Origin of the sequence: Catellatospora sichuanensis (genome assembly GCF_007483665.1) — a bacterium.
In the GTDB taxonomy this organism is placed as follows: domain Bacteria; phylum Actinomycetota; class Actinomycetes; order Mycobacteriales; family Micromonosporaceae; genus Catellatospora; species Catellatospora sichuanensis.
On record NZ_VIQO01000030.1, the window covers coordinates 113824 to 128785 of the forward strand.

Here is a 14962-nt window from a genome sequence, read left to right on the forward strand (position 1 = left end):
GTCGCTCACGGCCGGCCCGGCCGGGACGCGGTGCGTCCGGGTGCGCCGCCGGGGATCGTGCCCGGGTGCTCGGCGCGGTCGGGGAAGGCGGGCCGGGTGTGGCCGGGGGTGGCCGGCAGCCGCCGCGGGCGGGCGCCCACCTGGACGGGAACCACCGAGGCGCGGGCGCGCACCACAGCGAGCACGTGCTGTGCCCAGCTGTCCATGCCCGGGTCGGCAGGTGCCGGACCGGCCAGCGGCGCGGGTCCGCATCGCCCCACGGCCGCCGCGACGGCGTCGGCGTAGGCGGCCGTGTCGTGTGGGTTGACCACGATCGCCCCGAGTACCTCCGCGGCGTCGCTGGTCAGCTCGCTGAGCACGACGGTCGCGCCACGCGCACCGCGCGCCGCGACGAACTCGTGCGCCAGGTTCACCGCGCCGTGGTGCACCGGGGTGGCCAGCAGACCGTCGCAGGCCAGATACAGCGCGGCCAGCTCGCGGCGGTCGGGGTTGTCGCGCACGTAGTGCACCACGGCCTGGCCCACGTTGGCGTGGGTGCCGTTGATCTTCGCGATCAGGCGGTCCACCCGCTCTCGCTGTTCCAGCTCGTCGGGGGTGTACGGGTCGCCGCACGCCACGTGCAGCAGCGACACCGTGCCGGGCTCCGGCCGGTGCTCGGCCAGGAACCGGTCGAACGCGTGCAGGCGCTGCTCGACGGCGTCGGCGGGATCCCAGCCGGCGATCGACAGCAGCACCGGCCCGTCGACCCGCATCGCGTCGCGGATCTGCGCGGCACGCTCGCGCACCTGCGGCAGCCGGGCCAGCCGCCGCATACCGGCGGTGTCGGCGGGCAGCGCGCAGGCCAGTACCCGAACCCGGTGGTTGCCGACCGCGATCTGGTTGTCGCGCACCGGCAGGCCGTGCACACGACCGGCCAGGTCGAGCAGGTTGTCCACCGCGCGGCGGTGCGGCAGCGCGACGACGTCTGCGCCGAGCAGGCCGGCCAGCAGCTCGCGGTGCTCGGGCAGCCGGGCGAACGACTCCGCGGGCGGGAACGCGCTGTGCAGGTGCACGGCGGTGGCGAGGTCGGGCCGCAGCCGGCGCAGCAGGCGCGGCAGCAGCTGGAGCTGGTGGCCGTGCACCCAGACCGTGCCGCCGAGCGCCGCGGACCCGGCCACCGCGTCGGCGATGGCGATGTTGGCCTGCTCGTACGCCTCGAACCAGCCGGGCGGGAACTCGGCGGGCTGGTGGTGGTACAGCGCGCGCAGCAGGCCCGCGCCCAGTCGGGCGTCCTCGGTGTCGGCGTCGACGTGCAGCGCGTCGGGGTCGGGCGGGTTCACGCCGTCGGGCACGGCCGCCCAGGCGCCGCCGTGTGCCGCCACGAAGGGGCGCAGCGAGGCCAGCGCGACGTCCACGTGGTCGCTGCTGTCGTCGGGGTCTGCGGCGGGCACCCGGTCTCCGGCCACGATCAGGTCGTAGCGCGCGGTCACAGGACCACCTGCCCGGCCGGGGTCAGCGCCACGTTCGCATACGGCAACAGCTGCATGATCCGGTCGACCTTGGCCAGCCGCAGCGCGCGCCGGGCTCGCTCGGACGGCGAGCGCAGGGCCACGGCGCCGCCGTCGCGCACCGCGCGCCGGTGGGTGTCCATCAGCAGCAGGATCCCCGCCGCGTCGATCGTGTCGCAGTCGGCCAGGTCGACGACGATCTGCTGGGGACGCAGTGCCAACGCCTCTTCGAGCAGACGGTGCAACTCCGGTGCGGCCTGCGCATCCAGATCGCCCTTGACCTGTACCTCGACCAACGGCACTGCCTGTGCCGCGGTCGCCGGGACCATGTCTTCCACCTGGAAACCTCCTTGCCGGTGAGTGCAGCCATTCCCCACCCGGCGCGCAGATAACCCTGGAAACGATGACAGTTGTGTGACAAATCCCCAAGCGGGGGCGGGCCACCCGGTTTCACCGGGTGGCCGGCCCCCCAGAACTATGGGCTGACCAGGTCGAACTGCTCCCACGGGCCGATCGCGGTGCGGTTGGCGATCAAGGCCGCCGCGCCACCGTTCTCTGCGACGACGTACTTCCCGTTCGCCTGGGCCCGCAAACTCACCGAGCCGTTGGAGTTGCGGATCAGTGCGAAGGTCTCCCAGCCGCCGACCGCGGTCCGGTTGGCGATGAGGGGGTTCGCGCCCGCGTTGTCCGCGCAGACGTAACGCGCGTTGACCAGGGCACGCAGCGCGATGTTGCCGCCGCCCCGGTCGATCATCTCGAACCGCTCGGCGTTGCCGGCGGCGTTGGCGCTGGCGATCAGCGCGCCCGCCCCGCCGTTGGGGGCGGTGACGAACTTGCTGTTGGCCCGCGCCCGCAGGCTGATCCCGGGGGCCGGGGGCGTGCCCGGGGAGCAGTCGGCGGCGACCGCGCCGGCGGCGATCTGGATGCCGCCGAGCAGCATGCGAGTGAAGTTGCTGTCGGTGTAGCTCGCCTCGGTGTGGCCGAGGCCGGTGTACCAGGCCCGGCCGCCGCCGTAGTTCTGGCACCAGGTGATGGGGTGGTCGCCCATGTTGCCGCCGGTGTAGCTGCCCTCGTTGAGGTTCATCAGCACGCGTACGGCCGAGCGCGGGTTGGTGCGGTAGTTGTACCACTCGTCGCTGCGCGTCCAGGTCGCCGGCAGATGTGCGGTCGAGACGTTGACCGGCGGTTCGACGCGCAACTGCGCGTTCTGGATGGCGGGGTGGGAGTGGAAGTACGCCCCGACCAGCCCGCCGTACCAGGGCCAGTCGTACTCGGTGTCGGATGCGGCGTGCACGCCCACGTAGCCGCCGCCCGCGGCGATGTAGTTCTGGAACGCCGTCTGCTGGGTCGCGTTGAGCACGTCGCCGGTGGTCGACAGCCAGATGACGGCCTGGAACTGGGCCAGGTTCGCCGCGGTGAACTGGCCGGCATCCTCGGTGGCGGTCACCGTGAAACCGTTCGCGCTGCCGAGTGCCTGGATCGCGGCGATGCCGTTGGGGATGGACGAGTGGCGGAAGCCGGCGGTCTTCGAGAAGACCAGCACCTTGGTCAGCGGGGCGGCCGACGCGGGGGTCGCCGGCGCGAACAGCGTCGTCGCCAGGACCGTTGCCAGGCCGGCGACCAGGGACAGTACGCGTTTTCGCATGTGGCTCGCTCCTTCGATGAGGGTAGCGCGGTGGGCGGGTGCGGACCGGCGGACGCCGTGAGGCGCGCGGGTCGGGACAGCCGTACGCGCGGGCGAAGGCCACGCAGGGGTTCGGCGACCAGACATGGCGCGTCCTCGGGGGCGTGGGCACGCCCCTGCTGACGGCATTCCCGGGTTCTCACCCGCGAACCGGAGCCGGTCGCCGAAACTCGGTTCCGATATCTATCGACGTCGAATCCTATAGGAATCTGTCGGACGGGGGAAGACTGCCTCGACAACTTTCCGCCCCGCGATCCTCTGATTTGCTCATTCGCACGAAACTTTTGCTAGATCAGAAAAAAGTACGTGTTTCTATCTAGAAACTTTTGCAGATCTAGATTTAATATGGCCGCCACGAACGCGTTACAGGAGGCCCTGTGCGTACTGGTATCTGGCTCGTCGGCGCCCGCGGCTCAGTCGCGGTCACCAGCATCGTCGGCGCGCTGGCGGTGCGGGCCTCGCTCGCCGACCCGGTCGGCTGCGTCACCGAACTGCCCCCGCTGCGCCACCCGGCGCTACCGGCCCTATCCGACCTGGTCTTCGGCGGCCACGACGTGTCCTGTGTGGCCCTCGTAAAGAAGGCACACTCGCTCGTCGCGGCCGGCGTGCTGCCCGCGGCGGTGGTCGCCGCCGTCACCGACGAGCTGGCCGCCGTCGAACCCGACGTGCGGCACGCGCCCGACGGGACCACCCAGCACGACACCATCAGCCGCATCGCCGCCGATCTCGTGGACTTCCGCGAACGCCACGGGCTCGCCCGCGTCGTCGTGGTGAACGTGTCCTCGACCGAAGCCATACCCGCCGACCATCCCGCGTTCGCCGACGCCGCCGCGCTCGCCGCGGCACTGCACCACGAGCAGGTGCTGCCGCCCAGCGCCCGGTACGCCTACGCCGCGTTCACCGCGGGCTGCTCCTATGTCGACTTCACCCCGTCCACCGGGGCCCGGCTGCCCGCGCTCGACCAGCTCGCGGCGCGGCACGGCGTGCCGTACGCGGGCAGCGACGGCAAGACCGGCGAGACCCTGCTCAAGTCGGTGCTCGCACCGATGTTCGCGATGCGCAACCTGCAGGTGCGGTCCTGGTCGGGCACCAACCTGCTCGGCGGCGGCGACGGCGCGACGCTGGCCCGGCCGGAGGCCAACGCGGCCAAGGTCGCCAGCAAGCAGCGGGTGCTGCGGGAGACGCTCGGCTACGAGCCGGAGGGGCACACCCGCATCGACTACGTGCCCGACATCGGCGACCTGAAGACCGCCTGGGACCTCATCACCTTCAGCGGCTTCCTCGGCAGCCGCATGCGGCTCGAGTTCACCTGGCACGGCTGCGACTCGGCGCTGGCCGCGCCGCTCGTGCTGGACCTGGCCCGGCTCACCGCCGCCGCGCACCGGCTGGGCCGCTCCGGCCCGCTGCCGGAGCTGGCCTTCTTCTTCAAGGACCCGATCGGCGAGGTTCCGCACGGCCTGGCCGAGCAGTGGCGCGACCTGTGCAGCTGGGTGCAGAGCTGGCAGGTGCCCGGCGACGAGCCGGTGGCCGCGGACGCGCCGGGCGGCCCGGACACGCAGGCCCGCGCCGAGGCGCAAGCACCCATCCGCCCGGCCGAGCCGGACGGCGAAACGTCATGAAGCTGCGCGATCTGGCACAGCTGGTCCGCGCACCGGCTGCGCTGTCGGTGCCCGGTGACGCGATCGCCGGGGCGACCGCCGCCGGCACGCTGGACGCGCGCACCGCCGGCATCGCGGCCGCGTCGGTCTGCCTGTACTGGGGCGGCATGGCCGCCAACGACTGGGCCGACCGGGAGCTCGACGCCGTCGAGCGGCCCGAGCGGCCCATCCCGTCCGGGCGGATCAGCGCCGACACCGCGCTGGCCGTGGCGGGCGGCCTCACCGTGGCCGGCCTGGCCCTGGCCGCGGCCAGCGGCGGCAAGCGCACCCTGGCCACCGCGGGCCTGCTCGCCGGCGCGGTGTGGGCCTACGACGTGAAGTGGAAGAACTCCCCGGCCGGGCCGGCCGGCATGGCGCTGTGCCGGGGACTGGACGTGCTGCTCGGCGCGAGCACCGGCGACCTGCGCAAGGCCGCCCGCCCCGCACTGGCCGTCGCCGCACACACCTACGCGGTCACCGCGCTCTCGCGGCGGGAGGTCAGCGGCACCGACCGGGTGCTGCCCGCGCTGACCATGACCGCGACCGCGGCGGTGGCCACGCACGCCGCGGGCCGCTCCGGCGGCTGGCTGCCCGCGGTGCTGGCCGGCTGGTACGCCACGCGGTTCGGCAAGGCCCAGCGCGAGGTGCTGCGCCACCCCGACGCGGGCCGGGTGCGCGCCGCGGTCGGGGCAGGGATCACCTCCCTGCCCGCACTGCAGGGCGCGCTCATCGCACGGGACGGGAAACCGCTGGTCGGAGCCGCGGTCGCGACCGCCGCCCCGGCCGGCGCCAAGCTGGCGAGGATGGTGTCACCCACATGAGCCTGCGATTCGGATACGGCACCAACGGCTTCGCCAACCACCGGCTGGCCGACGCGCTCGACGTCATCGCCGAGCTGGGCTACGCGGGCGTCGCGCTGACGCTCGACCACGCGCACCTGGACCCGTACGCCCCGGATGTGAAGGACCAGGTCGCCCGGACCGCGCGGCTGCTCGCCGAGCGGGAGCTGGGCGTGGTCGTGGAGACCGGGGCGCGCTACCTGCTCGACCCTCGGCGCAAGCACGCGCCGACCTTCCTGCACGACGACGCCCACCGCCGGGTCGACTTCCTGAAACGGGCGATCGACATCGCCGAAGGGCTGAACGCCGAGGCGGTGTCGTTCTGGGCGGGTGTGCGCCCGGCCCACGTGTCCGCCGAAGTCGCCTGGCAGCTGCTGGCCGAGGGCTGCGCCGAGGTCGTCGGCTACGCCGCCGAGCGTGGTGTGGCAGCGGGCTTCGAGCCCGAGCCGGGCATGCTGGTCGAGACGCTCGCCGACTGGGCGCGGCTGCGCGAGCTGGTCGGCGCGGACCTCAAGCTGACCCTCGACATCGGGCACTGCCGCGCCAACGAGCCCACCGACGTCGCCGAGTGCGTGCGTATCGCCGGACCGCACCTGGTCAACGTGCAGATCGACGACATGCGCCGCGGTGTGCACGAGCACCTCGAATTCGGCGCGGGCGAGATCGACTTTCCGCCGGTGCTGCGGGCGCTGGCCGAGACCGGATACCGCGGCCTGGTCGCCGTCGAGCTGCCCCGGCACTCGCACGCCGCACCCGACGTCGCGGCCCGGTCACTGACCTTCCTGCGCGCCGCACAGTGGCTCGGCGAGGCGCTCGGCCAGCTCGCCCGTGACCCCGCCGCGATCGCGACGCTGCTGCCCGCGGCCCGCCGCCGGGTCGGCCGCGCCGCCGCCGAGGACGCCCGGGTGCGCCTGCTCGGCGCCGTCGAGCTCACCCCGGACGCGGCCGCGGAGCTCTACCGCTACGGCGACAACGACGAGAAGCGGGCGGTGCTGCTCGCCTGCCCGCAGCCGGACCTGGTCCGCGACGCGTTGCGCAGCAACGACACCCGGCTGGTGGCCGCCGCGCTCGGCCCCGCCGCCCGGGACCTGCCCGACGCCGAATGGCGGCAGGGCGTGCTCAAGAGCGTGTTCATGGGCCTGCCGCTGTCCGGCGTCGACGGACTGGCGTTACGGGCCGACGCCGAGCTGGGCCGGATGCTCGCGGCGCTGCGCCGCGAGCGCGAGGCGGCCGGCCGCACCATGCCCGACGACGCCGTCGACCTCCTGGAGAGGCTGCATTGATGCGCATCTTCGATCCGCACATCCACATGACCTCGCGCACCACCGACGACTATGAGCGGATGGCGGCGGCCGGTGTGCGAGCGCTGGTCGAGCCGGCTTTCTGGCTCGGCCAGCCCCGCACCAACCCCGGCTCGTTCACCGACTACTTCGACGCGCTCATCGGCTGGGAGCCGTTCCGGGCGAGCCAGTACGGCATCGCGCACCACTGCACCATCGCGCTGAACCCGAAGGAGGCCAACGACCCGCGCTGCCGCGAGGTGCTGGCCCTGCTGCCGCGCTACCTGGAAAAGGACCGGGTGGTCGCGGTCGGCGAGACCGGGTACGACTCGATGACGCCGGAGGAGGACGAGGTGTTCGCGGCGCAGCTGCAGCTGGCCCGCGCGCACGGGCTGCCCGCGCTCGTGCACACCCCGCACCGGGACAAGGTCGTCGGCACCCGGCGCAGCCTCGACGTGGTCAAGGAGTCCGGCATCGACCCCGGCCTGGTCGTGCTCGACCACCTGAACGAGCCGACCGTCGGCGAGGTCGCCGGCAGCGGCTGCTGGATGGGCTTCTCCATCTACCCCGACACCAAGATGTCACCGGACCGCATGGTCGCCATCCTGCGCGAGTACGGCCTGGAGCGGATGCTGGTCAACTCCGCCGCCGACTGGGGCAAGTCCGATCCGCTGCTCACCCTGCGCACCGGTGAGGCGATGCTGGCGGCCGGGTTCAGCGACGACGACGTGGACCGGGTCCTGTGGCGCAACCCGGTCGAGTTCTACGGCCAGTCCGGCCGCCTCGACCTCGACGAGGCCGACACCGAGGCCACCTTCGCGGGCAACTCGATCCTGCGCGGGGGTTCGTGATGCGGCTGCGCGACGCCGACGGCGCGACGGTGCACCTGGCGTACTGCACGAACGTGCACGCCGCGGAGGACTTCGACGGGGTGCTGTCCCAGCTGGACCGCTTCGCCGTGCCGGTGCGCGAGCGGCTCGGCGTCGACCTGCTCGGGCTCGGCCTGTGGCTGGCCGCCCCGGTCGCGCGGGCCCTGGCCGAGCAGCCGCAGCTGCGCGGCAAGCTGCGGCGCGAGCTGACCGCGCGGGGGCTGGAGACGGTGACGCTCAACGGCTTCCCGTACCAGGCGTTCCAGGCGCCGGTGGTCAAGCACGACGTGTACCTGCCGGACTGGACCGACCCGCGTCGCCTGCGCTACACCCTGGATCTGGCGCTGGTGCTCGCCGAGCTGCTGCCCGACGACGCGGCCCGCGGCTCCATCTCGACGCTGCCGCTGGCCTGGCGCGAGCCGTGGGACCGCAGGCGCTTCCGGGCCGCCAAGGCGCAGCTGGACGAGCTGGCCGCGGGCCTGGCCCAGGGCGAACGCCCGATCCGGGTCGCGCTGGAGCCCGAGCCAGGCTGCGTGGTGGAGTCCACCGACCAGGCCGTCGCGGCGCTGTCTGCGGTGGCCAGCGAGCACCTGGGCGTCTGCGTCGACCTGGCGCACCTGGCCTGCGGCTGGGAGGACCCGGTCGACGCGGTGGCGAAACTGAAGGCGGCCGGGGTCGCCGTGGTCAAGGTGCAGGTCTCGCAGGCCCTGGAGGTCGAGGACCCGGAAGCGGCCCGGCAGGTACTGGCGGCGTACGCCGAACCGCGTTTCCTGCACCAGACCCGCAGCTCGGCCGGCGAGCGCTTCGACGACCTGCCGCAGGCCCTGGCCTCCGACGCGCCCGGACCGTGGCGCATCCACTTCCACGCGCCGCTGCACGCCGCCGCGCTCGAACCGCTGCGCACCAGCTCCACGGTGCTGCGCGAGGGCCTGGCGGCACTGCTGACCAACAGCGACTGCGACCACTTCGAGGTCGAGACGTACACCTGGGACGTGCTGCCGCCGTCGGCCCGCCCCGTCGACGACGCCGGGCTGGCCGAGGGCATCGCCGCCGAGCTCGCCTTCGCCCGCGACCAGTTCGCCGCCCTGGGGGTCTCGTGAACAAGCCACTCGTCGTGCTGAACGTGGTCGGGCTGACGCCCCGGCTGCTGGCGCACATGCCCCGGCTGCGCGCCGCGTTCGCCGGCGGGTTCACCGCCCGGCTCGACCCGGTCGTGCCCGCGGTGACCTGCTCGGTGCAGGCGACCTTCCTCACCGGCGAGACCCCGGCCGGGCACGGCATCGTCGGCAACGGCTGGTACTTCCGCGACCTCGGCGAGGTGCTGCTGTGGCGCCAGAGCCACGCGCTGGTCGGCGGAGAGCGGGTCTGGGACGCGGTGCGCCGGGACCGGCCCGGCTACACCGTGGCCAACATCTGCTGGTGGTATGCCATGGGCGCGGACGTCGACTGGACCATCACGCCACGGCCGATCTACCGCGCCGACGGCCGCAAGGACCCCGACTGCTACACCGTCCCGGCGGAACTGCACGACGAGCTGCCGACGTTCCCGCTGTTCAGCTACTGGGGGCCGGGCGCGGGCATCGCCTCCTCGGCCTGGATCGCCGCAGCGGCGGTGCACGTGATGGCCACCCGCAACCCGGACCTGACCCTGGTGTACGTCCCGCACCTCGACTACGACCTGCAGCGTTTCGGCCCGTCCGCGCCGCAGGCGGCGGCCGCCGCCGCCGAGCTGGACGCCACGCTCGGCCCGCTGCTCGACGCCGCCGCCGCGCGGGGTGCCGCCGTCGTCGCGCTGTCGGAGTACGGCATCACCGACGTGTCCCGTCCGGTGCACGTCAACCGGGTGCTGCGCGCCGCGGGGCTGCTGCAGGTGCACACCCAGGACGGCATGGAATACCTGGACCCGTGGACCTCGCGCGCCTTCGCGGTCGCCGACCACCAGGTCGCCCACGTGTACGTGCGCGATCCCGCGGACATCGCCGCAGTGGCGAAGCTGTGCGCCGAGCTGCCCGGCGTCGGGCAGGTGCTCGACGAGTCCGGCAAGGCCGGGCAGGGCCTGGACCACGAGCGCAGCGGCGAACTGGTGCTGCTGGCCGAGCCGGATTCCTGGTTCACCTACTACTACTGGCTCGACGACGAGCGCGCACCGGACTTCGCCACCCACGTGGAGATCCACCGCAAGCCCGGCTACGACCCCGCGGAACTGCTGTTCGACCCTTCCGGTCCGGGTGCGGCCAAGGGGCGGGCGGCCAAGGCGCTGGTGCGCAAGAAGCTCGGTATGCGATACCGGATGAATGTCGTCGGCCTGGACGCCGGAGCGGACGCGATCCGCGGCTCGCACGGCCTGCTCCCGCCCGGCCCGGACGACGCCCCGGTGCTCCTGTGCACCGACCCCGCCGCGGCCGTCGACCGCATCGCCGCCACCGACGTGAAAGCCCTCCTCCTCCGCCTGTCCGGCGGCCCGTCATGACGCCCCGCCTGCGCGCCGGGCGGCTCCGGTCCTGCAGTTTCGGGGAAACTGCGCGAATGCGGGCGGTCGATGGTGCAGTTTCCCCGAAACTGCGGTTCACCCCGTGGGGGGTGCGGTGGTGGGAGGGGCGGGTGGAGTTCCCGTGTGGTGACTTTGCTCTGCACCCATTTGCTTGCTCTGCACCCACCGGCGCAACACGTGGCCGCCGGGTGTTCGAGCCTGTGCGGGCCGGGGGTGCGCCGTGACGCTCGCGCCTGCGCCGACGCCGCTGGCGGCGCGCATCGACGCGGTGCTGGCCGGGTTCGTGGACGGGCAGCGGCTACTGTGGCCGGACGATGAGTTGCGGCCGATGCTGGACACGGTGCGGCGGTTCATCCTCACCGGTGGCAAGCGGCTGCGGCCGGCGTTCTGCTACTGGGCCTGGCGCGGGGTTGCCGCGCCCGAGGATCGGGGCGAGGACCAGGCGGCGGTGACCGCGGGCGCGGCGCTGGAGCTGTTCCACTGCTTCGCGCTGATCCACGACGACATCATCGACGCGGGCAGCCGCCGCCGCGGCCAGCCGTCCCTGCACGAGGAGTTCGCCGCGGCGCACGCGCGGCACGGCTGGCGCGGTGACGCGCGCTCGTTCGGCCGCAACACCGCGCTGCTCTGCGGGGACCTGTGCGCGATGTGGGCGGAGGAGCTGTTGGCCGGCTGCCCGGCCGGGCCGGTGCGGCTGGCCCAGGCGCAGCGGCTGTTCGCGGTGATGCGGGCCGAGGCGGTGGCGGGGGAGTACCTGGAGGTCGTCGCGCAGGCGATGGGCGACTTCGGGTCTGGCGCGCGGCAGCGGGCGGCACGGGTGATGCAGCTGAAGACGGCCCGGTACTCGGTGGTGCGACCGCTGCAGATCGGGGCCGTGCTGGCGGGGGCGAGCGACGCGGCGCTGGACGGGCTGGCGGCGTTCGGGGAGCCGCTGGGGGAGGCGTTCCAGTTGCGTGACGACGTGCTGGGGGTGTTCGGCGATCCGACGCGCACCGGCAAGTCGGTGCTGGACGACCTGCGCCAGGCCAAGCCGACGACGCTGCTGGCGGAGGCGTTCGCGCGGGGGGATGTCCGATCGCGTGCGGTGCTGTCGGCACACGTGGGGGCTGCGGGTCTGGACGAGGCGGGCGCGGCGCGGGTGCGTGCGGTGATGGCGGAGTCGGGGGCGCTGGCCGCGGTGGAGGAGCGGATCGCGGCGGCCCGCGCCGAGGCGCTGCGGGCGCTGGAGTTCCTGGATGTGGCGGAGGAGTCGCGGCAGGCGCTGGGGGCGCTGGCCGACTTCGTGGCGAGCAGATCGGTGTGAGGCACCAGATCGCGGAGAGCTGACCGGGATGACGGCGAAGCAACAGGATCGCTCACATTTCCACTGAGGTCACCAATTTCCATATAAGCAGCGACATGTCTTAACCTGATCTTCATCTATCCTATAGGATATTTCATACACGGTTCGGTAACAGGACCGAAACTCTGCCCCCACATTCGCGGAGGTTTTCCCCCATGAACCTCAGCAAGTCGTTACGCCTGGCCCTCGCGGCGGTCCTCGCCGCGGGCCTGAGCGCGGCCGTCCCCGCCGCGCCCGCCCTGGCATCGCCGACCGATGCCGCCTTCAACTCCTCCACCGGCGCCCTCAACGTCAACTACGCCGGCTACCTGTCCAAGCACGACCTCGTATACAACCGCCAGAACACCAACCCGCTGCACGGGCTCACCGTCGGCAACGGCCGCACCGGAGCCATGGTCTGGTCCCAGAACGGGATCACCGCGCAGGTGTCCGGCGTGGACCTGTCGCAGCAGTCGGCCTTCGCGGCCGGTCTGCTCAACTTCAACACCAGCCCGGCCATCGACGCCGGGTCGAGCACCTTCCAGCAGCGGCTGTCGCTCTACGACGGCACGCTGACCACGAAGTACGACAGCAACCGCACCGTCACGATCATGGGCTCGCCCAACTCCGAGGTGATGGGCATCCACGTCGACGACACCCGTGGCGGCGTGTCGGCCGCGACGCTGGAGCTGAGCCTGTGGGACCCGAACGGGGTCTCCAACAGCGCCGACGTGCCCAACCTGACCACCTGGCGCACGGTGTCGACCGGCAGTGACGCCTCGGCCGCCTGGTTCAGCCGCGGCCAGGCCGATCCGAACAACTTCGGCTACACGTTCGCCGCCACCGTCGAGGGCGCGTCCTACAGCGCCTCGGTGGTCAACGGCACCCGGGTGCGGCTGAGCATCACGCCCACGGCGAGCTACACCATCTGGTTCACCGCGGCCAGCCGGATCAACTCGCCGAACCTCGACTCGGTCGCCCAGGCCAAGAACCAGCTCGCCTCGGCCAAGTCGACCGGCTACAACACCACGTTCACGAACTACAAGAACTGGTGGCACAACTTCTGGGGCAAGTCGTTCGTGCAGTACTCGAATGCCACCGGCGACGCCGACTACCTGGAGAACGTGTACTACCTGTCCACGTACATGATCGCGGCGGGCGGGTACGGCAACTACCCGGTGCACTTCATCAACGGCGTGTTCCGGGCGACCGGTGACCAGACCAAGTGGAGCAACGGCTACTGGTACTGGAATCAGCGCGACGTCTACAACTCGTTCCTGGCCAGCAACCACGCCGACATGATGGCGGTGTTCAACCGGCTATACAGCCGCAACTACACCGCGCTGAAGGCGTACACGCAGACCAGGTACGGCACCGACTCGCTGTGGGTGCCCGAGACGATGGGCTGGGACGGCAACGCCCGCGGCACCATCAACAGTGACTACGTCAACGACATCTACTCCACCGGCACCGAGGCCGCGTACAACATGTACCTGCAGTACCGGTACACCAACGACACCGCGTACCTGCAGAACACCGTGTACCCGTACATGAAGGACGCGCTGCGCTTCTACCAGAACCGGTTCCAGCTGATCAACGGCAAGTACCAGATGGTCAACAGCAATGCCCACGAGACCTACTGGGACGTGCGCAACGCGATCACCGACCTGGCCGCGGTGCGGCTGCTCGCGCCGCTGACCATCCAGGTGAGCACGCAGCTCGGCCTGGACAGCGGGCTGCGCGCAGGCTGGCAGAACCTGGTCGACAACCTCTGGCCGTACCAGCTGAGCAACAACGCCTACCTGCCGCACGACCCGCCGTCGTCGCCGGTGCGCAACGGGGAGAACGTGTCGGCCGAGCTGATCTGGCCGTACGACCGCACCGGCATCGGCTTCGCCGACTACAACACCGCGGTCAACACGTGGAACGTGCGGCCCAACCCGTACGCCAACGTGTGGGCCAACGACCACGCGCAGGCGGCCCGCCTCGGCCTGGGCGACCAGGCGTTCAACGGCATGCGCACCATGCTGCAGCGCTACCAGAACTACCCCAACGGCATGACCAACAACACCAACGGGGTGTTCGAGTACCTCGGCATCCACCTGGTCGCCATGAACGAGTCGCTGCTGCAGAGCTACCACGACAAGATCAGGGTGTTCCCCGCGCCGCCCACCGCGTCCTCCTTCGTCGGCAAGTTCACCCTGCTGGCCAAGGACGGTTTCCTGGTCAGCTCGGAGCGCGAGGCCGGTGAGATCAAGTACGTCGGGCTGCGCAGCCAGTTCGGCAAGAACGCCACCGTGGTCAACCCGTGGGGCACCCAGCAGGTCCGGGTGCGCCGCACCTCCGACAACGCGATCATCACCACATCGTCGGCGGCCGAGGTCAGCTTCGCCACCGCCGCCAACACGGTGTACGTGGTGGAGCGCACCGCCAAGCCGCTGACCGGCTACACCGCCACCACGCTGACCGGCACCGCCAACAACGGCCAGAAGTCGCTGCTCAACACGGCGTCGACCCTCGGCCTCGGCACGCCCGGCGGCGGCGGTGGCGGCGGGATGGTCAACGACACCGACCTGACCTACGACGCCGGCTGGTACCACACCACCGCCCGGGGCTACGGCGACTACAACGACGACACCCACCACACCAACACCGTCAACGCGGCGGCCTCGTACACGTTCACCGGCACCGGGGTCGAATACCTGTCCGAGCGCAACGGCGACATGGGCAACGTCGACGTGTACCTGGACAACGTGTTCCAGGCCAACGTCAACCTGTACGTGTCCGGCGCCCGGCAGGCGCAGGCGGTGGTCTGGTCGAAGACCGGCCTGACCAACGGCCAGCACACCATCCGGATCGTCAACAAGGCCACGGCCGTGGCGATCGTGGACGCGCTGCGCATCACCACCGGCGGCACACCCCCGGCCACCGGCTACGTCGCCCTGAAGGCGCTGGCCAACGGCCAGTACGTCACCGCCGCCAACGCCACCACGGCGCTGATCGCCAACTCCACCACGGTGGGCACGGCACAGCAGTTCCAGGTGAGCGACCTCGGCGGCGGCAACATCGCGCTGCGTGCCCGGTCGAACAACCAGTTCGTCTGCGCCGAGAACGCGGGCGCGAACCCGCTCCTCGCGAACAGGGCCTCCGCCGGCAGTTGGGAGACGTTCGCCCTGGTCCGCAACTCCGACAACACGGTGAGCCTGCGGGCCACCGTCAACAACCAGTACGTGGTGGCCGAGAACGGCGGCGCTGCGGCGCTCATCGCCAACCGCGCGTCCATCGGCCCCTGGGAGAAATTCGAAATGATCACACTCTGACCCCCGCGGGGGCCGGACCTGGTCCGGCCCCCGC

At 71.8% G+C, this 14962-nt stretch carries 11 protein-coding genes; 8 read left to right on the forward strand and 3 right to left on the reverse strand.

What is annotated here, in order from left to right; all coding sequences use genetic code 11:
- Positions 1-5: 5 nt before the first annotated feature.
- From FLL47_RS34315 to FLL47_RS34325, 3 genes are all read right to left on the reverse strand, one after another.
- The gene (locus tag FLL47_RS34315) at positions 6-1469 is read right to left on the reverse strand and encodes a trehalose-6-phosphate synthase (RefSeq protein ID WP_144126811.1); all 1464 of its coding nucleotides are present in this window, start codon (positions 1467-1469) and stop codon (positions 6-8) included.
- The gene (locus FLL47_RS34320) at positions 1466-1816 is read right to left on the reverse strand and encodes an STAS domain-containing protein (protein ID WP_246159048.1); all 351 of its coding nucleotides are present in this window, start codon (positions 1814-1816) and stop codon (positions 1466-1468) included. The genes FLL47_RS34315 and FLL47_RS34320 overlap by 4 nt, the downstream gene beginning before the upstream one ends.
- Positions 1817-1962: 146 nt before the next feature.
- Entirely contained in the window at positions 1963-3132 is a 1170-nt protein-coding gene (locus FLL47_RS34325; RefSeq protein WP_144126813.1) for a ThuA domain-containing protein, read from the reverse strand.
- 416 nt (positions 3133-3548) lie between these two features.
- Here FLL47_RS34325 and FLL47_RS34330 point away from each other — a divergent pair, with 416 nt between their 5' ends.
- The 8 genes from FLL47_RS34330 to FLL47_RS34365 all read left to right on the forward strand — a co-directional run bounded on the left by FLL47_RS34330 (position 3549) and on the right by FLL47_RS34365 (position 14928).
- Positions 3549-4790: an inositol-3-phosphate synthase gene (locus tag FLL47_RS34330; protein ID WP_144126814.1), complete on the forward strand. Its 1242-nt coding sequence runs from the start codon at positions 3549-3551 to the stop codon at positions 4788-4790.
- Positions 4787-5629 (forward strand): SCO3242 family prenyltransferase, encoded by an 843-nt coding sequence (locus tag FLL47_RS34335; protein ID WP_144126815.1) that lies wholly within the window; start codon positions 4787-4789, stop codon positions 5627-5629. The genes FLL47_RS34330 and FLL47_RS34335 overlap by 4 nt, the downstream gene beginning before the upstream one ends.
- On the forward strand, positions 5626-6930 hold the full coding sequence (locus FLL47_RS34340) for a TIM barrel protein (RefSeq protein WP_144126816.1): 1305 nt from the start codon (positions 5626-5628) through the stop codon (positions 6928-6930). The genes FLL47_RS34335 and FLL47_RS34340 overlap by 4 nt, the downstream gene beginning before the upstream one ends.
- A complete protein-coding gene (locus tag FLL47_RS34345; protein ID WP_144126817.1) occupies positions 6930-7778 on the forward strand; it encodes a TatD family hydrolase in 849 nt (282 codons plus the stop codon). The genes FLL47_RS34340 and FLL47_RS34345 overlap by 1 nt, the downstream gene beginning before the upstream one ends.
- Positions 7778-8896: a metabolite traffic protein EboE gene (gene eboE, locus FLL47_RS34350; RefSeq protein ID WP_144126818.1), complete on the forward strand. Its 1119-nt coding sequence runs from the start codon at positions 7778-7780 to the stop codon at positions 8894-8896. The genes FLL47_RS34345 and eboE overlap by 1 nt, the downstream gene beginning before the upstream one ends.
- A complete protein-coding gene (locus FLL47_RS34355) occupies positions 8893-10266 on the forward strand; it encodes an alkaline phosphatase family protein (protein WP_144126819.1) in 1374 nt (457 codons plus the stop codon). The genes eboE and FLL47_RS34355 overlap by 4 nt, the downstream gene beginning before the upstream one ends.
- 241 nt (positions 10267-10507) lie before the next feature.
- Positions 10508-11590 (forward strand): polyprenyl synthetase family protein, encoded by a 1083-nt coding sequence (locus tag FLL47_RS34360; protein WP_144126820.1) that lies wholly within the window; start codon positions 10508-10510, stop codon positions 11588-11590.
- 194 nt (positions 11591-11784) lie between these two features.
- Positions 11785-14928: a fascin domain-containing protein gene (locus FLL47_RS34365; protein WP_246159034.1), complete on the forward strand. Its 3144-nt coding sequence runs from the start codon at positions 11785-11787 to the stop codon at positions 14926-14928.
- The last annotated feature ends 34 nt before the right edge of the window (positions 14929-14962 follow it).

Excerpts from the sequence above, each read along its gene's own strand:
- FLL47_RS34365 (WP_246159034.1), top strand. The coding sequence starts at position 11,785 with ATGAACCTCAGCAAGTCGTTACGCCTGGCCCTCGCGGCGGTCCTCGCC.
- FLL47_RS34340 (WP_144126816.1), top strand. The coding sequence starts at position 5,626 with ATGAGCCTGCGATTCGGATACGGCACCAACGGCTTCGCCAACCACCGG.
- FLL47_RS34335 (WP_144126815.1), top strand. The coding sequence starts at position 4,787 with ATGAAGCTGCGCGATCTGGCACAGCTGGTCCGCGCACCGGCTGCGCTG.
- FLL47_RS34345 (WP_144126817.1), top strand. The coding sequence starts at position 6,930 with ATGCGCATCTTCGATCCGCACATCCACATGACCTCGCGCACCACCGAC.
- FLL47_RS34320 (WP_246159048.1), bottom strand. The coding sequence starts at position 1,816 with ATGGTCCCGGCGACCGCGGCACAGGCAGTGCCGTTGGTCGAGGTACAG.
- eboE (WP_144126818.1), top strand. The coding sequence starts at position 7,778 with ATGCGGCTGCGCGACGCCGACGGCGCGACGGTGCACCTGGCGTACTGC.
- FLL47_RS34325 (WP_144126813.1), bottom strand. The coding sequence starts at position 3,132 with ATGCGAAAACGCGTACTGTCCCTGGTCGCCGGCCTGGCAACGGTCCTG.